Annotated in this window: 20 protein-coding genes; 3 read left to right on the forward strand and 17 right to left on the reverse strand. The window is 69.7% G+C overall.

Annotation, left to right across the window (positions count from 1 at the left end; all coding sequences use genetic code 11):
• The first annotated feature begins 275 nt into the window (after positions 1-275).
• Entirely contained in the window at positions 276-1,475 is a 1,200-nt protein-coding gene (locus tag A5730_RS06050; protein ID WP_067896985.1) for a PE-PPE domain-containing protein, read from the forward strand.
• Positions 1,476-1,480: 5 nt separating this feature from the next.
• Here the strand turns inward: A5730_RS06050 and A5730_RS06055 are convergent, their stop codons facing one another.
• From A5730_RS06055 to thrS, 6 genes are read right to left on the reverse strand one after another with little or no spacing between them, the layout of a single operon-like run.
• The gene (locus A5730_RS06055) at positions 1,481-2,506 is read right to left on the reverse strand and encodes an NUDIX hydrolase (protein WP_067896988.1); all 1,026 of its coding nucleotides are present in this window, start codon (positions 2,504-2,506) and stop codon (positions 1,481-1,483) included.
• Positions 2,506-3,630: a glycosyltransferase family 4 protein gene (locus A5730_RS06060; protein ID WP_067896995.1), complete on the reverse strand. Its 1,125-nt coding sequence runs from the start codon at positions 3,628-3,630 to the stop codon at positions 2,506-2,508. The genes A5730_RS06055 and A5730_RS06060 overlap by 1 nt, the downstream gene beginning before the upstream one ends.
• Entirely contained in the window at positions 3,630-4,559 is a 930-nt protein-coding gene (locus A5730_RS06065) for a phosphatidylinositol mannoside acyltransferase (protein WP_067897487.1), read from the reverse strand. The genes A5730_RS06060 and A5730_RS06065 overlap by 1 nt, the downstream gene beginning before the upstream one ends.
• An 8-nt stretch (positions 4,560-4,567) precedes the next feature.
• Positions 4,568-5,200: a phosphatidylinositol phosphate synthase gene (gene pgsA / locus A5730_RS06070; RefSeq protein ID WP_067897003.1), complete on the reverse strand. Its 633-nt coding sequence runs from the start codon at positions 5,198-5,200 to the stop codon at positions 4,568-4,570.
• Positions 5,197-5,772 carry an HIT domain-containing protein gene (locus A5730_RS06075; protein ID WP_067897006.1) on the reverse strand — a complete coding sequence of 192 codons (576 nt, stop codon included), beginning with the start codon at positions 5,770-5,772 and terminating at the stop codon, positions 5,197-5,199. Before A5730_RS06075 ends, pgsA begins: the two co-directional genes overlap by 4 nt.
• Positions 5,765-7,819 carry a threonine--tRNA ligase gene (gene thrS / locus A5730_RS06080; RefSeq protein ID WP_067897009.1) on the reverse strand — a complete coding sequence of 685 codons (2,055 nt, stop codon included), beginning with the start codon at positions 7,817-7,819 and terminating at the stop codon, positions 5,765-5,767. Before thrS ends, A5730_RS06075 begins: the two co-directional genes overlap by 8 nt.
• Positions 7,820-8,038: 219 nt before the next feature.
• On the opposite strand from thrS, the gene A5730_RS06085 reads away from it, so the two are divergent.
• Positions 8,039-8,890 (forward strand): LLM class F420-dependent oxidoreductase, encoded by an 852-nt coding sequence (locus A5730_RS06085; RefSeq protein ID WP_067897011.1) that lies wholly within the window; start codon positions 8,039-8,041, stop codon positions 8,888-8,890.
• A 6-nt stretch (positions 8,891-8,896) separates the two neighbouring features.
• Here the strand turns inward: A5730_RS06085 and A5730_RS06090 are convergent, their stop codons facing one another.
• The 6 genes from A5730_RS06090 to A5730_RS06115 form a co-directional block, all read right to left on the reverse strand.
• Positions 8,897-9,661, reverse strand: coding sequence for an SPW repeat protein (locus tag A5730_RS06090; RefSeq protein ID WP_082946724.1), 765 nt, complete (start codon positions 9,659-9,661; stop codon positions 8,897-8,899).
• Between the two features lie 58 nt (positions 9,662-9,719).
• Positions 9,720-10,565 carry a 4,5-DOPA dioxygenase extradiol gene (gene ygiD / locus A5730_RS06095; protein WP_067897492.1) on the reverse strand — a complete coding sequence of 282 codons (846 nt, stop codon included), beginning with the start codon at positions 10,563-10,565 and terminating at the stop codon, positions 9,720-9,722.
• A 121-nt stretch (positions 10,566-10,686) separates the two neighbouring features.
• Positions 10,687-11,925, reverse strand: a complete 1,239-nt coding sequence (locus A5730_RS06100; RefSeq protein ID WP_197506182.1) for an amidohydrolase — start codon at positions 11,923-11,925, stop codon at positions 10,687-10,689.
• Positions 11,926-11,941: 16 nt separating this feature from the next.
• On the reverse strand, positions 11,942-12,667 hold the full coding sequence (locus tag A5730_RS06105) for a trimeric intracellular cation channel family protein (protein WP_082946725.1): 726 nt from the start codon (positions 12,665-12,667) through the stop codon (positions 11,942-11,944).
• 132 nt (positions 12,668-12,799) lie between these two features.
• A complete protein-coding gene (locus tag A5730_RS06110; RefSeq protein WP_067897016.1) occupies positions 12,800-13,423 on the reverse strand; it encodes a PaaI family thioesterase in 624 nt (207 codons plus the stop codon).
• A gap of 20 nt (positions 13,424-13,443) precedes the next feature.
• Positions 13,444-14,328 carry an aldo/keto reductase gene (locus tag A5730_RS06115; protein ID WP_067897022.1) on the reverse strand — a complete coding sequence of 295 codons (885 nt, stop codon included), beginning with the start codon at positions 14,326-14,328 and terminating at the stop codon, positions 13,444-13,446.
• Positions 14,329-14,384: 56 nt separating this feature from the next.
• Between A5730_RS06115 and A5730_RS06120 the strand changes: the two genes are divergently transcribed.
• A complete protein-coding gene (locus A5730_RS06120) occupies positions 14,385-14,885 on the forward strand; it encodes a DUF1990 family protein (protein WP_067897027.1) in 501 nt (166 codons plus the stop codon).
• 36 nt (positions 14,886-14,921) lie between these two features.
• Here the strand turns inward: A5730_RS06120 and A5730_RS06125 are convergent, their stop codons facing one another.
• The 5 genes from A5730_RS06125 to A5730_RS06145 form a co-directional block, all read right to left on the reverse strand.
• Complete coding sequence (locus A5730_RS06125) at positions 14,922-15,863, reverse strand: nitronate monooxygenase family protein (RefSeq protein ID WP_067897028.1); 942 nt, start codon at positions 15,861-15,863, stop codon at positions 14,922-14,924.
• Positions 15,864-15,867: 4 nt separating this feature from the next.
• Positions 15,868-16,212, reverse strand: coding sequence for a cupin domain-containing protein (locus A5730_RS06130; RefSeq protein ID WP_067897029.1), 345 nt, complete (start codon positions 16,210-16,212; stop codon positions 15,868-15,870).
• Between the two features lie 31 nt (positions 16,213-16,243).
• Complete coding sequence (locus A5730_RS06135) at positions 16,244-16,669, reverse strand: hypothetical protein (protein WP_067897031.1); 426 nt, start codon at positions 16,667-16,669, stop codon at positions 16,244-16,246.
• On the reverse strand, positions 16,666-17,346 hold the full coding sequence (locus tag A5730_RS06140; RefSeq protein WP_067897034.1) for a metalloregulator ArsR/SmtB family transcription factor: 681 nt from the start codon (positions 17,344-17,346) through the stop codon (positions 16,666-16,668). The genes A5730_RS06135 and A5730_RS06140 overlap by 4 nt, the downstream gene beginning before the upstream one ends.
• Before the next feature lie 209 nt (positions 17,347-17,555).
• On the reverse strand, positions 17,556-18,716 hold the full coding sequence (locus tag A5730_RS06145) for a site-2 protease family protein (protein WP_067897037.1): 1,161 nt from the start codon (positions 18,714-18,716) through the stop codon (positions 17,556-17,558).
• Positions 18,717-18,862 lie beyond the last annotated feature (146 nt).

Here is an 18,862-nt window from a genome sequence, read left to right on the forward strand (position 1 = left end):
GGGCGGGGGGTGGGGGCGGGGGGGGTGCGCGGGGGCCGGGGCCGGGGCGGCCCGGGGGGCCGGGCGCGGGGCCCCCTGGGGGGCCCCGGGCGCCCCCGCCCGCGGGGGCCCCCGGCGCGCCGGTCACCCCCGTTTCGGCGGGCCCGTCCGCCGCGCCCCACCTGCCCTCGACGGGAATTCCCGGGCGAGCGACGGCCGCCGCCACCCATTCGCTAACGGGACCGCGCGAAGGCCTGGCGGCGCGCCCGGTGTTGAGTCAGTAAGGCGGAGAGCCGATGTCGTTCGTGATCACCGAACCCGACGCGATGGCGACGGCCGCCGACGAGCTGCAAGGGATCGGCTCGTCGCTGCAGGCGACGAACGCGGCCGTGGCCGGCCCGACGACCGGAGTGCTGCCGCCGGCCACGGATTCGGTGTCGGTGCGCGTGGCGACGATGCTGGACGCGCACGCCCAGCAGTACCAGGCGCTCAGCGCGCAGGCGGAACTGTTCCACAACCAGTTCGTGGAAACCCTGATCACCGCGAAGAACGCGTACGCGCAGACCGAGGCCACGAACGCGGCCGCCATGCAGTCGTCGACGGGCACGGACAAGATCGCGCTGATCATGGGCGGCACCGGGAACCCGTCGCCGGACCTGAAGTACATGACGTCCATCCAGCAGGCGTACCTGGCCCAGAATTACTCCGACTACACCCTGGTGAGTTTGCGTACGCCCGAACAGTTTTGGCCGATCACCGGGCTGGGCAGCGAGACCTTCGGCAAGTCGGTTTACCAGGGCATGGCCACGCTGAACTCCGCGATCCTGACGCAAACGGCGGCCGGCAATCACGTTGTGGTCGTTGGTTATTCGCAGAGCGCGACGATCGCCAGCCTGGAAATGCGCTACTTGCAAGCCCTGCCGGCCGCCCTACGCCCGAGTCAGGATCTGCTGAACTTCGTCCTGCTCGCCGATCCGAACAATCCGATGGGCGGCATCCTGACGCACTTCATTCCGGGCTTCGGGGCGTTCCACTTCGCCACCCCGCTCACCACGTCCTACGCGACGTCCATCTTCACACTGCAATACGACGCGATCGCCAACTTCCCGTCGAACTGGCTGTGGCTGCCGTCGGACCTCAACGCCCTGTTCGGGTTCTTCGACCTGCACCACACGATGCCCTTCCTGTCGGCCGCGCAGGTCGCCGGCGCGATCCAGCAACACGTGGGCAACATGACCTTCTACTTCATGCAGACCGCGCAATTGCCGCTGCTGGATCCCCTGCGCTGGATCCCGATCCTCGGCAACCCGCTGGCGGACCTGCTGCAACCGTTCGTCAAGCCGTTCGTGGACCTTGGCTACTACGCGCCGGGGCTGTTGCCGGGCCCGGTGACCATGGCCGGTTCCCTCGGCCAGGGCGTCACGTCCGGAATCGCCGGACCGCTGGTGCTCGGCTTGCCCCCGCTGGCGCCCAGCGGTGTGGCCAGCGGCTTCTAGCCGCGTCAGCGGATCGACACCAGCGGGCCCGGCGCCCGGCCGGCCGCCAGCGCGGCCGCGTCGCCGAGGAGTTCGGGCAGCTGCATCGGGTACACCGTCTCGCCGGCCGCGGCCAGCGCGGCGATGTCGGAGGCGTCACACCACCGGTGGCCGTGAATGTAGCTGCGTTCGAAGTCGGTTCGGCCCGCGCCGGACGGCTCGAACCGCCGGGTGCGGTAGACGAAGTAGAACTCCTCGCTGTCGATCAGGGAGCCGTTGAACTCGAACACCTCGTCGCGCCGCCAGACCGGGCCCACCATCTCGCCCGGTGCGACCCGCAGCCCGGTCTCTTCGGCCAACTCGCGGGCGGCGGCCTCGGCCAACCGCTCGCCCTTTCCCACCTCGCCGCCGACGGTGATCCACCACCTCGGCGCGTCCGCGCGAGCGATGGCCGGATCCGAACCGCGCAGCAACAGGACGGCGCCGGTCTCGTCGAGCAGCACGACGCGCGCCGACGTGCGGTGGTTGAGCACCCCGTGGTCGCCGTGCGCCAACGCGTGGGGCCGTTCGACGATCTCGAAATAGCTGGGCAGCGCGGCGGTTCCACCGAGGTGGAACAGGCGCACCAGCGGCCGCTCGGCCAGCGCCAGCGTGTCCCGGACCGCGTCGTTGTGGAAGCGGCGGGCCAACACCACCCGCGCCTCGGCGTCGGCCAGCTCGGCGATCAGTCCCGCCGGCAGCGACGCCGGATCGACGATCGCCAGCGCGGCCGACAGCTCGTTCTCGCAGGACTCCCGCGCCTGGCGCGGCGCGGCCTCGGCGGCGTCGGCCAGCGCGGCCAGCCGCCTGCCCTCGGAGGCGCCGCCGTAGGCGTCGATGGCGACGGCGCGCGCGACCACCGCGCGCCGCGCCAGGGCGCCGTCGAGCGCCTGCCATGACAGGTCGTAGCGCACGTGCAACCGGTCCAGCCGGTTGGCCGTCTGATACGCCCAGGCGCCGACGATCGCCAGCACCGCGACGAGCACCGCGATGGCGACCACCAACCACGTCATCAGCTGGCCACCTGCACCTTGGCGCCGGACGCGGCGACCGTCTCGTAGACCCGCGTGATCTGGCTGGCCACCACCGACCAGTCGTAGCGCTGGACGACCGCCGAACCGGCCGCCACGTAGCGTTCGCGCTGCACATCGTTTTCTAGCACCGCGATCAGGGCATCCGCCAGCGCGGCGCCGTCACCCACCGGCACCAGGCAGCCCGCCTCGCCGTCGCGCAGCACGCGCCGGAACGCGTCCAGATCGCTGGCCACCACCGCGGTGCCGGCGGCCATGGCCTCGACCAGGACGATGCCGAAGCTCTCGCCGCCGAGGTTGGGCGCGCAGTACACGTCGGCGCTGCGCATCGCCGACGCCTTCCCGGCGTCGTCGACCTGCCCCAAGAATCGGATGTGCTTTACCAATTCGCCTGCCTGGCGGCGCAATTCGTCCTCGTCGCCGCGACCGACGATGAGCAGTTCGATGTTCGGGAAGCGCGCGAGGACCCCCGGCAGCGCCTCGAGCAGCACGGGCATACCCTTGCGGGACTCGTCGTAGCGGCCCAGGAACAGCACGGTCTTGCCCGGCCGCGGGTACCCGTCCAAAGGTGGCGCCGAGGCGAACGAGTCGACGTCCACCCCGTTGGGGATCTCGACCGCGTCGGTACCCAGCGCCTCCATCTGCCAGCGACGGGCCAAGTCGGACACCGCGATCCGGCCGACGATCTTCTCGTGCATCGGCCGCAGGATGCCCTGGAACACCGTGAGGGTCAGCGACTTGGTGGTCGAGGTGTGAAACGTCGCGACGATCGGCCCGGCGGCGATGTTCAGGGCCAGCATCGACAGGCTCGGCGCGTTGGGCTCGTGCAGGTGCAATACCTCGAAATCGCCTTCGGCGAGCCACTTTTTGACCTTGCGGTGGGTCGCGGGGCCGAACCGCAGCCGGGCCACCGAGCCGTTGTAGGGAATGGGGACGGCCTTGCCGGCGGAGACGACGTAGTCGGGCAACACCGCGTGCGGCGACGACGGCGCGAGCACGCTCACCTCGTGCCCGCGTTCACGCATCACCTCGGCCAGCTGCAGCACGTGCGACTGCACCCCGCCCGGCACGTCGAACGAGTAGGGGCACACCATCCCGATGCGCATCAGATCTCCCTGAGCCGTGCCTGTCTGGCTTCAGACAGGTCGGCCAGCCACTGCGGTTGCAGCATGTGCCAGTCCTCGGGGTAGGCGGCGATGTTCTTGGCGAACTGGTCGGCCAGCGCCTGGGTGATGGCGGCCACGTCCCCGCCGCTGCAGTCCAGCGGCGGGAACACCTCAAATCCCCAGCTATCGCCATCGAACCAGCAATGCACCGGAAGCAACGCCGCACCGGTCGCAATCGCCAGCTTCGCCGGCCCGGCCGGCATCCGGGTGGCCTCCCCGAAGAAGTCGACCTGCACGCCGGTGCGGGTGAGGTCGCGATCGGCCATCAGGCACACCAGTTGGTTGGCTCGCAGCCGGTCGCACAGCACCTCGAAGGCCGGCCGCTCGCCTCCAGACAGCGGCAGCACCTGGAACCCGAGACCCTCGCGGTAGCGCAGGAAGCGCCGGTACAACGACTCGGGTTCGAGCCTCTCGGCGACGGTGGTGAAGGTGCCGCGCGTCTGGGTGAACCACACCCCGGCCATGTCCCAGTTGCCGCTGTGCGGCAACGCGCAGATCGCGCCCCGGCCCGTGGTCAGCGCCGCGTCCAGGTTGTCGGCCCCCCGGAACGCGGCGTCGAGTTCGCCGGCCAGCGCGCGCAGGTCCATCGACGGCAGGCGAAACGCCTCCCGCCAGTAGCGGGCGTAGGAGACCAGCGAGGCCCGCATCAGCTCGTCGGGCACCTCGGCCGGCGTGACGCCGATGACGCGGGCCAGGTTCTTGCGCAGCTGCTTCGGACCGCCACCGCGGGCGGCATACCGAGCGCCGGTCTCGAACGCGGAGCGCGCGGCGAATTCCGGCATCGTCCGGACGGCCATCCAGCCGGCCGCGTAGGTCCAGTCGGTCGCGGCGCCGGACACCAGGCGGCGCGGCGCGGAGATCAAACCCATGCCCGGGATCACGGCATGCGCTCCGTCGCGCCGGGCGAGGTCCGCACCGTGTGTAGCCGCTGCAGGCAGGTGAGGACGCTGGCCGCCGCCAGCAGCCACATCGCCACGGGCAGCGCGGGCGGCCAGGCGAAGAACGGGAAGTCCGACACGCCGGCGCCCACCAGCACGATGATCAGCCGTTCCGGGCGTTCGATGATGCCGCCGTCCCCGCGCAGCCCGCTGGCCTCGGCCCGCGCCTTGATGTAGGAGATGACCTGCGAGGTGACCAGGCAGATCATGGTCGCCACCACCAGCGGCTTGTCGTGCATGCCGAACGCGATCCACCACAGCAGACCGCAGAACACCGCGCCGTCGCTGACGCGGTCGCAGGTGGCGTCCAGCACGGCGCCGAACCGGGTGCCGCCACCGCGCTCGCGGGCCATCGCGCCGTCGAGCATGTCGAACAGGACAAAGAACCACACCACGCAGGCACCGGCGAACAACTTGCCCATCGGGAACAGCGTGAGCGCTCCGGCCACGGATCCGGTGGTGCCCAGGATCGTGACGGCGTCCGGCGTCAGCCCCATGCGCAGGCACGCCCTGGCGGTCGGGGTGGTGAGCCGCGCGAACGCCGCCCGCGACAGGAACGGCACCTTACTCATTGCTGCTTGGCCCACTCGCTCGACAGCAGCCGGCGGGTTTCGCGCAGCAGCTGCGGGATCACTTTCGCGCCGCCGATGATGGTGATGAAGTTCGCGTCGCCACCCCAGCGCGGCACGACGTGCACGTGCAGGTGCTCGGCCAGTGACCCGCCCGCCGACGTGCCCAGGTTCAGGCCGACGTTGAAGCCGTGCGGGTGTGACACGTTCTTGATGACGCGAATCGCCTTCTGTATGAAGGCCATCAGCTCCGCGCTCTCTTCGGGGGTGAGGTCCTCGAGCTCGGACACCCGCCGATACGGCACCACCATCAGGTGTCCCGGGTTGTACGGGTAGAGGTTGAGGACGACGTAGACAAGTTCGCCGCGGGCGACCACCAGGCCTTCCTCGTCGGGCAGTTGCGGAATGTCGGTGAACGGCTGCTCGGTCTTGCCCGACGAGTTCGGCTCGCGCTTCATCGGCGCCTCGGCCAGATAGGTCATCCGGTACGGCGTCCACAGCCGCTGCAGGTGGTCGTCCTCGCCGACACCGGTGTCGAGGATGGTGTCGTCGGTGCGTTCCTCGCGTTCACTCACCGCCGGTGACCTTCACGAGTTCGGCTGTGGGGACGGCGTTTTGGCGGTCGACGATCCAGGCCACGATGGTGTCGACGGCGCTGTCGCGGGGCACGCCGTTGATCTGGGTGCGGTCGCCGAAGCGGAAGCTCACCGCCTTCGCCTGGACGTCGCGGTCGCCGGCCAGCAGCATGAACGGCACCTTCTGGGCGGTGTGGTGCACGATCTTCTTGGCCATCCGATCGTCGCTGCCGTCCACCTCCACCCGCACACCGTGCGACTTCAATTGGGCGGCAATGCTTTCCAGGTAAGGCAGATGCTCGTCGGCGACGGGGATGCCGACCACCTGCACGGGCGCCAGCCACGCCGGGAACGCGCCGGCGTAGTGCTCGGTGAGGATGCCGAAGAACCGCTCGATCGACCCGAACAGGGCGCGGTGAATCATCACGGGCCGCTGACGGGTGCCGTCCGGCGCGGTGTACTCCAGCTCGAAGCGCTCCGGGAAGTTGAAGTCCACCTGAATGGTGGACATCTGCCAGCTGCGGCCCAGCGCGTCGCGGGCCTGCACCGAGATCTTCGGGCCGTAGAACGCCGCACCGCCGGGGTCGGGAACCAGTTCCAGGCCCGACTCGGCGGCCACCTCGGCCAGGGAATTGGTGGCCTGCTCCCACATTTCGTCGGTGCCGACGAACTTCTCCGGGTCCTTGGTGGACAGCTCCAGATAGAAGTCCTCCAGGCCGTAGTCGCCAAGCAGCTCGAGGACGAACCGCAGCAGCGACGCGAGCTCGCCGTGCAGCTGCTCGCGCGTGCAGAAGATGTGCGAGTCGTCCATGGTGAATCCGCGCGCCCGGGTCAGCCCGTGCACCACACCGGACTTCTCGTAGCGGTACACGGTGCCGAACTCGAAGAGCCGCAACGGAAGTTCGCGGTACGAACGCCCCCGCGACCGAAAGATCAGCGTGTGCATCGGGCAGTTCATCGGCTTGAGGTAATAGTCCTGCCCGGGCTTGCGCACCGTGCCGTCGTCGTTCAATTCCGCGTCGAGGTGCATCGGCGGGAACATCCCGTCGGCGTACCAGTCCAGGTGCCCCGAGGTGTGGAACAACTGCGCCTTGGTGATGTGCGGGGTGTTGACGAATTCGTATCCGGCCTCGATGTGCTTGCGCCGCGAATACTCCTCCAGCTCCCTGCGCACCACGCCGCCCTTGGGGTGGAAAACCGCCAGCCCGGAACCGATTTCGTCGGGGAAGCTGAACAGGTCCAGCTCGGTGCCCAGCTTGCGGTGGTCGCGGCGCTGCGCCTCGGCGAGCAGCTCGAGGTGGTGATCCAGCGCCTCCTGCGACTCCCACGCGGTGCCGTAGATGCGTTGCAGGCTGGCGTTTTTCTGGTCGCCCCGCCAGTAGGCGGCCGAGCTGCGGGTCAGTTTGAAGGCCGGGATGTGCTTGGTGGTCGGGATGTGCGGACCGCGGCACAGGTCACCCCAGACCCGTTCCCGGCTGCGGGGATTGAGGTTGTCGTAGGCGGTGAGCTCGTCGCCGCCGACCTCCATGATGTCGGGGTCACCCGACTTGTCGTCGACCAGTTCGAGCTTGTAGGGCTCGTTCGCCAACTCCGCGCGCGCCTGGTCCTTGGACTCGTAGACCCGCCGCTCGAAGAGCTGCCCCTCTTTGACGATCTGGCGCATCCGCTTTTCCAGCTTGTCCAGATCCTCGGGTGTGAACGGCTCGGCCACGTCGAAGTCGTAGTAGAAGCCGTCGGTGATCGGCGGCCCGATGCCCAACTTGGCGTGCGGGAACAGGTCCTGGACGGCCTGGGCCAGCACGTGCGCCGCCGAATGCCGGATGACGCTGCGGCCCTCGTCGGTGTTGGCCGGCACCGCAACGACGTCGGCGTCGGCCCCAGGCACCCAACTCAGGTCGCGCAGCTTGCCGTCGGCGTCGCGCACCACCACCACCGCGTCGGGCGCCCCGCGGCCCGGCAGCCCCGCTTCCCGCACCGCGGCCGCGGCGGTGGTCCCGGCGGGCACCCGGATAGGGCCAGCTGGGGACGGGTTTGCCGGGGCGCTCATCCGTGGGTTCTCCTAGGTCGGTGGGTCGACGACCATGCTATCGGGGCGTTCCGGACTCGAGCAGGGCTGCCGACAGAGCGCTTCCGCGCCGGACGAACGGTTCTTCAATCCGGTGATGGCTTACCGTTTTGCTTTCGGGCCTCCGGGTAGTCGGCGGTGACCGCTCGATTGAGCGCGAAGTTGTCGTTCCGGTACCACGCGAGCCAGGGAGGCCACCCTATGCAATTCGGTTTGTGTTACTTCCCGACGGGTTACGGCATGCGGCCCGACGATCTCGCCGCAGCGGGCGAAGAACGCGGTTTTGAGTCGCTGTTGTTCTGCGAGCACACCCACATCCCGACCAGCAGGAAGTCGCCGTACCCCGGCGGCGGCGAATTGCCGAAGATGTACGCGCACACCTACGACCCATTCGTCGCGTGCACCGCCGCAGCGGCGGCCACGAGCAGCTTGAAGATCGGCACCGGGGTGTGTCTGGTGGTGGAGCGGGACCCCATCACGACCGCGAAGGAGGTGGCCAGCGTTGACCGCCTCTCCGGCGGACGGTTCCTGTTCGGGGTCGGGGCCGGGTGGAACCGCGAGGAGATGGCCAACCACGGCACCGATCCGCGCGTCCGGATGTCCATCATGGGTGAACGCATGGAGGCGATGCGGCAGATCTGGACCGCCGACGAAGCGGAATACCACGGCGAATTCGTCAACTTCGACCCGATCTGGTCCTACCCCAAGCCAGTCCAATCGCCCTTGCCGGTGCTCGTCGGCGGGATGGGCCCGACCGTGGAGGACCGCATCCTTCGCTTCGGGGACGGTTGGCTGGCGCAGAACGTCACGCAGGAAAACTTGGATGATTTCGCCGACCGCGCGGCCGGGTTGCAGCAGCGCGCCGCCGACGCCGGGCGCGGCCGGATTCCGATCAGTCTCTTCGCCGCGTCGTCGGATCGGGGCATGGCGGACAGATACGCATCCGCCGGGATCGAACGGTGCCTGTTTCTGCTGCCGGACGGTGGCGACTCAGAGGTCACCAGGGAACTCGACAGATTGGCCGAACAAGTCGGGATCGGGCAGAACGCGTAGGGCCGCTCAGCTGTGTCGTCTGTGGTACCGGGCGACGGCGTCGTCACGCACGGTGGCGGCGAAGCCCAGGCGCTCACCGCGCCAGTACCCGATCGCACCGAGGGCCGTGATCAGGGCGCCCGCGACCCAGGCGGTCCACGCGGCGTTGCCATCGGCGAACCCGGCGACCCAGGGCGCCAGGAAGAGCGCGAACCCGGCGCAGGCCAGCGTCAGGAAGTCGTGCGTCGGGTCGACCGCCAGCAGCGACCACGCGGCGAACACTGCCGCCAGCACGCCCAGACCGATCGTGACGGCCGTGCCGGCGGGCGTGGTGCGCGCCGCGATGCCCAGCAGCACCGCGGCCAGGGCGACCCCCAGCGCAACCCGGCCGATCCAGAAGCTCATCACGCTGCGCTCGGCCTGCCCGGTGCCCACCTCGTTGACGCCGTACTCCGTCGGCGTCCGGTCACCTAGCCAGCCGATCGCTCCGAGAACCATGGCAATGCCGCCGGCCACCCAGCATGTCCAGGAAGCGCCGGGGTCTGCCTGGTACCCGTTGCCCAAGAACGGGACGACGACCATGGCCAGCCCGGCGACCAGCAAGCCCCAATGATCGGGGGTGCGCTCGCGGGCGAAAGCGGCGAGCACCCCGAAGAAGGCGATGAAGGCGCCGAATCCGAACGCGAAGCCCTCCCCGACCCGGGTCGAGCTGGCGGCGATCGCTGCTACCGCCGCGCAGACGCCCAGCGCCACCGCGGCCCAGGCGATCCATCCCCGCGAAATTGCAGCCATGACTAACGCGCATACCCACCCCTGCGCGCCTCATGCAACCCTCACCGCGTCGGACGGCTCAAATGTTGGCGGCGTCGGCGGGAAATTCCGGCGCCAGTTGCCGGGCGTCGGATCGGGTACCGGCGGCGCGGGGGCAAGGCGATCCCAGGGTGTAAGCGGTCATCGACAGAGATCCGTACGTGAAGCCATCGACCAGGACGTCGACCTCGTCCGACGCCACACCGGCGAGCCCGGCAAAGTACAGCAACGGGATGAAGTGGTCGGGTGTCGGGACGGCGGCCCCGTAATCGCGGTGCCTGTGCAGCCGCACCGCATCGGCCGGGTCGGACAGCATCAGGGCCTTCGCGTCGTCGTCGAAGCGTTCGGCCCAGTCGAAGCCGTATTCGCCGAGCGCCCAATCCATTTCGCGCAGGTTGTGTACGACGTTGCCGCTCGCGATGATCAGCACACCACGCTTTCGCAGCGGGGCGAGCCGGGCACCCAGGTCGAGGTGGTAGTCCAACGGCTTGTCGGCATTGATCGAGAGTTGGACAACCGGAATCGAAGCGTCCGGAAACGCGTGCACCAGCACCGACCACGCGCCGTGATCAATACCCCAGCTGTCCATATCCGCTCCCACCCACACCGGGTTCACCAATTCGGAGATCTCCTCGGCGAGCTGGGGCATACCGGGAGCCGGGTACTGGACCTCGAACAGCTCGTGCGGAAACCCGTAGAAATCGTGGATCGTCCGGGGCCGGGCCATCGCGGTGACGGCTGTGGCGTTGATGTACCAGTGCGCGCTTATCACCAAGATCGCCCGCGGGCGCCGCACAACTTGCCCAAAGGCGGCCCACGCCGCCGTGTATCGGTTGATCTCGATCGCGTTCGTCGGACTGCCGTGGCCGAGGAAGGCCGCGGGCATCGCGTCCGAGCCGGCGGCACTCACCCGGGACTCATCCCGCGGGTTATCGGCCACTCCTCCTTCCTACGCCTGGCGCCGGGCGGTTCGCGAACGGGCGTCAGGGCCGGTTGTGGCCCAACGATTATGTCGGCGCGAGCCAGGCCAGCGCGGCGACCGTCAGGGCTTGAGTCCCGGTGTCGAGGGTGGGCTGGATGACAGGCGCGAACGTCGGGGAATGGTTGACCGGGATGTCCTCGCTGACGCGGCCCGCGTTCACCGCCTTGCGATAGGTGTCGGGGTCCACGCCGCCGATGCCCCAATAGCAATAGGGCGTCTCGAGCGCCCTGGGGATGTCGCTGAAGTCCTCGCTGGCGGCCTGCAGCGGCAGCTCGGACGATCGGTCGCGGAAGAAATCGTCGAACGCGGCGCGCACCCGCTCCGCGACCGCGGAATCGTTGACGGTGGCCGGATAGTGGTCGAAAAGCTCGAAGTCGGGATCCATCGGGGATTTGGACGCCTGGCATTCGGCGGTGACGATGCGCCGGATCGCGTCGAGGACCCTGGTGCGGGTCTGCTCGCTGTAGGTGCGCAGGTTGAGTTCCAGCACGGCGCGGTCGCCGATGATGTTGCTCTTGGTTCCCGCCTCGATCCTGCCGATGGTCAGCACGGCGGAATCGGTTGGCGCGACCTCGCGCGAGACCACGGTCTGCAGCCGGATCACGATCATGGCGGCGAGCACCACCGGATCGACGGTGGCCTGGGGCATCGAGCCGTGGCCGCCGCGGCCATACACGGTAATCCGCATGCTGTCCGCGGTAGACAGAACGGGCCCGGGCCGTGCGCCGACCCGGCCGGCCGGGAAGGGCAGGACGTGCTGGGCGAGGGCGACGTCGACGCGGCCGACCAGCGTTGCGAGACCGTCGTCGAGCATGCCGCGTGCGCCGTCACCGACCTCCTCGGCGGGCTGAAACAACGCGATCACGGTGCCCTTCCACTGGTCGCGGGCGCCGGCCAGCAGCGCGGCCGCTCCCAGCAGGCAGGTCACGTGAACGTCGTGGCCGCAGGCGTGCATCACCGGCACCCGATTGCCGTCCGCGTCGGTGGCGGTGGCCGTGCTGGCATACGGCAAGCCGGTGTCTTCCTTGACCGGTAGCGCGTCCATGTCGGCCCGCAGCAACACGGTCGGGCCGTCGCCGTTGCGCAGGATCCCGACGACGCCCGTGCCGCCGATGCCCTCGTGCACGTCGTAGCCGAAGCCGCCCAGCCGCTCGGCCACGGCCGCGGCCGTGTCGCGTTCCTGGTGTGACAGCTCCGGGTGTTGGTGCAGGTTGCGGTAGAAGTCCTCCTGCCAGTCCCGGGCGTCGCGCAGTCCCGCGAGCACCCGGGTGGACACCGAGTTAGTGGCTGTCCCCATCGTTGACGTCCTCCTCCGTCTGAGGTGCCCCGGGCGCCGACCGGCGGGACCGACCCCGGGCGAAACGGGTTGCCGGCGACCAGGTGCCCACGGCGGGCAACATCCAGCCACGCCACTGCGCGAGCCAGCACAACACCGTCCCTGTCAGTGTGCCCACCAGCAGTCCGGGGGTCGGATGGTCGCGGTAGTTGAAGAGCACCAGGACGCCGCTCGCGGCGAGGGCGCAGGTGGCGTACAGGGTGTTGCCACCGAAGATTCCCGGGACGCGACGCATCACGATGTCCCGCGTCGCTCCCCCACCGACCGCGGAGATCGTGCCCAGCAGCAACGCCGCCAACCAGCCGAGCCCCACGGCAAGCGTCTTATGCGCACCGGTCGCCGCCCAGCATCCCAATGCCAGTGCGTCGACGACCGGCCATACCCGGTTCCACACCCGGCCCTCGACCCGGAACGCGAAGGCGAACGCCGCTCCAGCCAGGGCGGTCAACAGATAGGCGTAATCGGTGAGCGCGACCGGGGTGCCACGCTGCAGCAGAGTGTCGCGGATCATGCCGCCACCCAGGCCCGACAACACGGCGAGGGCCGCGAAGCCAACGGGGTCCAGCTTCTCCTTGCGGGCGACCACGCCGGCCAGCAGGGCATTGCCGAACACGCCGGTCAGGTCGACCGCACGGAACAAGTCCGCCATTGTCAGGCCGGCGAGCGCCACACCGAAACCCCTTTCCCCATCCGGGTCAGTGTCCCGGGTACCCGCGCGGACAGGGCCCACGCAGCGGCGCAGGCATTCACCCGGAAGTGACCGGAATCCTTACGGGGCAACGACTTTCGCCACGGCATAGCTCTAGGGCTGGCCGGGCTTGAGCCGCACGAACAGGGCGTCGGCTTCGGTGAGCAGGGTGTCGCCGTCGGTCAACCGCCCGGACACGAAGATCTTGCGCCCGTCCACGCGGTCCACCCCGGCGTCGAACTGCAACTCCTTTTCGATGGGCACGACGTTGCGGTAGTCGATCTTGAGGTACGCGGTGCGCTGGCGGCGGCTCCCCGTGAGCAGCACCGCCGTCAGGCCGAGCACGGTGTCGAACAGCATGCCGAGCGAGCCGCCGTGCACCGCGCCGTTGCGTCCCAGATGGAACCGGGCGAAGCGCGCCCAGCCGTGCACGCGGCCGTCGTCACCCCTGCGGGCCGACATCGGGACGGTCAGGACGTTGCCGCGCATCGGCAGGTCCATGCGCCGGCCGGACGGCGACGCCCACTCGTCGGCGTCGTAGGGCGCGAGCAACGCCGACAGCTTCTCCAGCTGATTCGCCGCCTCGGTGATCACCTCGTCGGGGGCGTCCACGGCGCGGGCGTGGTCCTGCAGCTTGCGCACGGCGTCGATGAACCGGCCGTAGTCGGGGCCGCCCTTGGTCGTCGGTTCGGGCGGGTTGAACCCGCCGCCGGGGTGCCTGGCCTGTCCGCTGCTCACCCGGACACCGTATCGGGTGGTCAGACGGTGTTCTGACCTCCGGCGGTCGACAGCGCCTCGAACTCGTCGTCGCTCAGCTCGATCTGGGCGGCGGCGACGTTCTCCTCCAGGTGCGCCACCTTCGACGTGCCGGGAATCGGCAGCATCACCGGCGACCGCTTCAGCAACCAGGCCAGCGCCAGCTGCGACGGGCTTGCGTGGTGCTCGGCGGCGATGCGCTGCAGCGGGCCGTCGGTGGCGGCCAGCGGCCCGGCGGCCAGCGGGAACCACGGGATGAACCCGATGCCCTGGCTGGTCGCGGCATCCACCAGCGGTTCGGCGCCCCGGGCCGACAGGTTGTACATGTTCTGCACCGACACGATCTCGGTGGTCCGCTGGGCCTCGGTGAGCTGATCAACGTTCACCTCGGAAAGGCCGATGTGGCGGATCTTGCCCTCGTTCTTCAGCGCCGCCAGCTCGCCCACCTGATCGGCCAGCGGGAAGTCGCGGTCGATGCGGTGCAGCTGGAACAGGTCGATGGTCTCGACGCCGAGGCGGCGCAGGCTCATCTCGCATTCCTGGCGCAGATAGCTCGGGTTGCCCAGCGGGATCCAGACGTCCGGCCCGGTGCGCAGCAGGCCCGCCTTGGTGGCGATGACCAACCCGTCGTAGGGGTGCAACGCCTCGCGGATGATCTCCTCGGCGATGTAGGGGCCGTAGGAGTCGGCGGTGTCGATGAAGTTCACCCCGAGTTCGACGGCCCGGCGCAACACCCGTACGGCCTCGTCCCGGTCGGCCGGTGGACCCCAGACGCCCTTGCCGGTCAGGCGCATGGCGCCGAACCCGAGTCGGTTGATGGTCAGGTCGCCGCCGAGTGTGAACGTTCCGGACGATTCTGCAACGGTTTTCGAGTTTTGTGCGGTCACTTTTACGACCGTACGCCGGAAATCCGCCGCGCATCCCGGCGTGGCAAGCTGGGCAAGTGGACCTAGGAGCGCTCGAGGAACTGCCGTTGACCTACTCCGAGGTGGGGGCGACCGCGTCCGGCACGTTGCCCGCGGGGTACGGCCACCTGCACACCGAGAAACAGATCGGCACGGGACAGGAGCGCTTCGATAAGGCCGCCGACGCCGTCATGCGGTGGGGCATGCAGCACGGCGCGGGCCTGCGGGTGCGGGCCAGCTCGGAGGTCGCCGAGGTCGGCACGGTTGTGTTGGTGCGCATGGGTTTTCTGCCCGCGCCGTGCCGAGTGGTGTACGTCATCGACGAACCCGACATGCGCGGATTCGCCTACGGCACCCTGCCGGGGCATCCGGAATCCGGCGAGGAACGCTTCGTCGTCCGGCGCGACCCCGCCACCTCCGCGGTGTTCGCGGAGGTGACGGCGTTCTCCCGGCCGGCGACCTGGTGGAGCAAGGCCGCCAGGCCGGTGGTGGCGGTGGCCCAGCGCGTCATCGCCAAACGCTATCTGCGCGGGGTCTGAGCCGACCGGTCACCCGCAACGAGGGCTAGGCTGGCGCTAGGTAACCCAGGCCCTAAGCAAACGCTCTGCGCCCGAACACATTTCGTCGATCACCTCGGCCACCGACGCGTCGTCGCGAATCATCCCGACGCCCTGACCGGCATCGACCGGGGCCACCCGGCGATCGTCGGCGGCGATCGAGGCCTCGAGTTCGTCGCACGCCTGCGGGTCGAGCGCGTCCTCCTTGCCGGTCCAGCGCTCGACGAAGTCGTTGGTCAGCACGCGCGACGGGAAACGCGCGGGCCACGGCCGGGCCTGGGCGACGTCGAACGCCCGGGTGACCGCGGTGTCGGTGGCCCGCGCCGCGATCAGCGCGCGGCGGCTGCCGTCGCCGGAGAGCGCCTCAGGGCACGCTGCCAGGCGGGTCCCCACCCACGCCCCGCTCGCCCCGGCGGCCAGCACGGCGGCCAGGCTGCGCGCCGACGCGACACCGCCACCCGCGAGCACGGGCACCGAGACGGCGTCCAGCACGGTGTCGAGCAACGGCAGCGTCGCGAGCTTCGTCTCGCCATGGCCGCCGCCCTCCGCACCCCGGGCGACCAGGATGTCGACGCCGGCGTCGGCCGCCTGCCGCGCCCCGACGCCGTCGTATACCTGTGTCGCCGTGGGGATTCCGACGTCGTGGGCCTTGGCGACCCACGACCAGTCGGTCCCGAAGCTGACAGACAGCAGCGCCGGCCGTGCGGCCAGGGCGTCGTCCAGCAGGCCCGCCTCGGTGCGCATCACCCAGTCGACCAGGCCGATGCCGAAGGTCCCCCGCACGTGCCGCAGCTGGGCCGCCAGCAGTTCCCTCGTCGCGACGCTGCCCATGCCGACCATGCCCAGACCGCCGGCGGCGGTGACCGCCGCGGCCAGCCGGCCGCCGGCGACCCCACCCATCGGCGCGTTGACGATCGGGACCCGCAGCCCGAATTCCCTCGACCAGCGCGTGGCGAGCATCCGGCTAGTGAACCGAGGGAATGGTCTTGAGCACAGTCAGCATGACCACCGAATCCTCGACCGCGTGCAGCGCGTGCCGCACCGCCGGGATGGCGACATAGTCACCGGTCTTGCCCTCCCACGCGTCGCCCCCGGTGGTCAAGCGGACATGACCCTGCAGGACCTGCAGTGTCGCCTCGCCGGGGCTGTCGTGTTCGGAAAGGTCATGGCCGCCAAGCAAAGCCAACACGGTCTGCCGAAGTTCGTGGGTGTGGCCACCGTGGATGGTGTGGGCGGCCCGCCCGCTGTGCGATTCCTTGGCTTCGGCCAGCTTTTCGGACGCGAGGCTGGTCAACGAGATCGATTCCATAGCTGAGTCCTTTGCGGTTGAGCGGACGCGATCAGGCCGTCAATAGCAGTATCCCCGCCACCACCAATGCGATGACCTTGACCACTTCCAAGCCGATGTACACGTAGTGGGCCCGCGAGCGCGGCCCCTGCGCCCCGGCGAGCACGCTGTCGGATCGGCGCGTCAATCGGGGCCGCACCGCGATCAATTGCACCGCCAGCGCACCGATGGCGACGAAGATCGCAGCGGCGACGCCCGCCCGCGACGGGCCGGCGACCACGATCGCCGCCACAACCAGGGCGAAGGCGACCTCGACGGTGTTGAGGGCGCGAAAAACCAGCCGCCCGATGCCGAGCCCGATCTGCAAGGTCACGTTGGGCGCGCGGAATTTCAGCGGTGCCTCCAGGAACGAAATGGCCAGCACCATGCCGAGCCACACGAACGTCACCGCGACGGCGACCGCGGGCCCGACGCTCATTTGGCCACTTTCTGCGGCGCCAGGTGCGCCACGCACAGATCGGGTTCGACGAACGCGTCGAGCCGGTCGACCGAGACCGGCGCGCCCCACGCCTCCATGGCGCCCTGCATGAGGCCGAGGTGCACCGGGCAGACGACGGCCATCCGGTCTTCGGCCAATTCCAGGAACGGGCAGTGCCGCAGCCCGACCTGCTGCTCGCCATCGGACTTCCGGCGCTCGGGTGCGAAGCCGAGTTCGTCCAGCATGTCCACCAGTTGGTCGATGGCGTCGGCGGCGTTGGCGGCCTTCGGCGGCACCGCTTCCAGGCTGGATTCCAGCTTTCGGCCCCAGGCGCGGCCCGCGGCCAAGGCCTTGGCACCGGCGTCCCGCTCGCCGGCGAACGCCACGGCGAGGATCTCGGCGAGGAGGCGATAGTGCCGCGTGCCGCCGCGGTCCATCTGCCGCACCGCGCGGAACATCAGGGGTGGACGGCCCGGCCCCTTGCGGTCCAGCTCGACCTGCTCCACTTGGCCCTGGCCGACCAGGCTCTCGAGGTGGAAGCGGACGGTATTGGGATGCACGCCCAGCACCTCGGCGATGGCGGCGATGCTCATGGCATCGGGTGACGCCCGCAGGATCCGCAGCACCTCGCGGCGGCGGCTGGCGGATTCGCCGGTCGACCTCGGCGGCAACTTCACGGGACCCTCACGCTCCTTCTGCTTGGCCGGCCCTCGATCGAGCGGCCACCCAAGGCGTGTCTACACCGGCCGGGGGCGTCTTGGCCGCCCAACCCGCAAATCCCGCGCGCACGCACGCCATGGGCCAAGAGTTTACACAATAAATTTTTGTAGAAAAGAAAGGCGGCCGACGATCACAACCGGCACCTCCCCCGCGTAGAGCCATCCGCTCAAATGCTCTGCGCCGACGCCCGTTTCGGGTCTTCTGGGTGGGCGAGCCGATACACCTCGATGAGCCGAGCCACGTCGGTAGGCGTGACGATGCCGACCACCTCGTCGCCCTCGAACACCAGCGCACGGCTGCGGGGGCCGGCGGGGGCCATCCGCTCCAGCAGGGCGGTCAGCGGCTCCTGCGGCGCGCCGGACGGCACGTCCTGCAGGGGTTGCGCCACCTCGCCCACGGTGGCGGTGGCGCGCCGCCCGGGCGCCATGTCCCGCAACTGCCGCAACGTGATCAGCCCCGTAACCGACCCGCTCCGGTCGACGACCGGGTACGCCGAATGCCGGTCGCCGAGCACATAGCGCTGCACGAAATCGTCGACGGTGATCCAGCCTGGGGCGGTGTGCGGCCGCGCGGTCATGGCGTCGGCGACGCGTACCCCGGCGAACATCTGCTGCGTCGAAATCCGCGTCTCCTCTTCGCGACTGGCGGCGAAGATGAACCAGCCGATGAAGGCCAGCCACACACCGCCCACGACACCGCCGACCAGGAACTCGGCCAATCCCAACGCAATCAGGATGAACGCGACCACCCGCCCGGCGTGGGCCGCGCCGATGGTGGCGCGCACGCTGTCCCCGTGCCGGCGCCACAGGAAGGCCCGCAGCACCCGGCCACCGTCCAAGGGGGCGCCCGGCAACAGGTTGAACAGCCCGAGCAGCAGGTTGATGCCGGCCAGCCACGAAGCGACCCCGACGGCGATCGGGCTGGCGCCCATGGCCGGCAGGGCGGCTACCAGGCCGCCGAAGACGGCCGCCAGCCCGAGGCTGGTGACCGGACCCGCGATCGCGATGCGCAACGCCGCCGCCGGCGTCTTCGCCTCGCCGCCCAGCGTGGTCACGCCGCCGAACAGCCACAGCGTCACGCTGCCCACCGGCACCCCGGCGCGGCGGGCGACGACGGCGTGCGCCAGCTCGTGCGCCACCAGCGACGCCAGCAGCACCAGCGCACCGCACGCGCCGGCCGCCCAGTACGCGACCGGCGAATAACCCCCGACGCTGGAGGGCAGCGTGCTGGCCAGGCTCCAAGTGAACAACCACAAAATGACCAGCACGCTCCAGTGCAGGTTCACCGGAAAGCCGGCGATCCGCCCCAGTGGGATCGCGTCGCGCACCTCGAACCTCCAAAGTCGTTGAGGGGAGGCGGTTCGAGGGCCGCCTCTGACCCGAACGTAGGTCGACGCCGCCGTCGCCACTAGAGTCGTTGGACCCCGCGCGGGGCGGTTGTACCGGCGCGGGCACTGCCCTCCGGTGATGACTT

The sequence above is a fragment of the Mycobacterium sp. ACS4054 genome (assembly GCF_001667275.1).
Lineage (GTDB): Bacteria > Actinomycetota > Actinomycetes > Mycobacteriales > Mycobacteriaceae > Mycobacterium.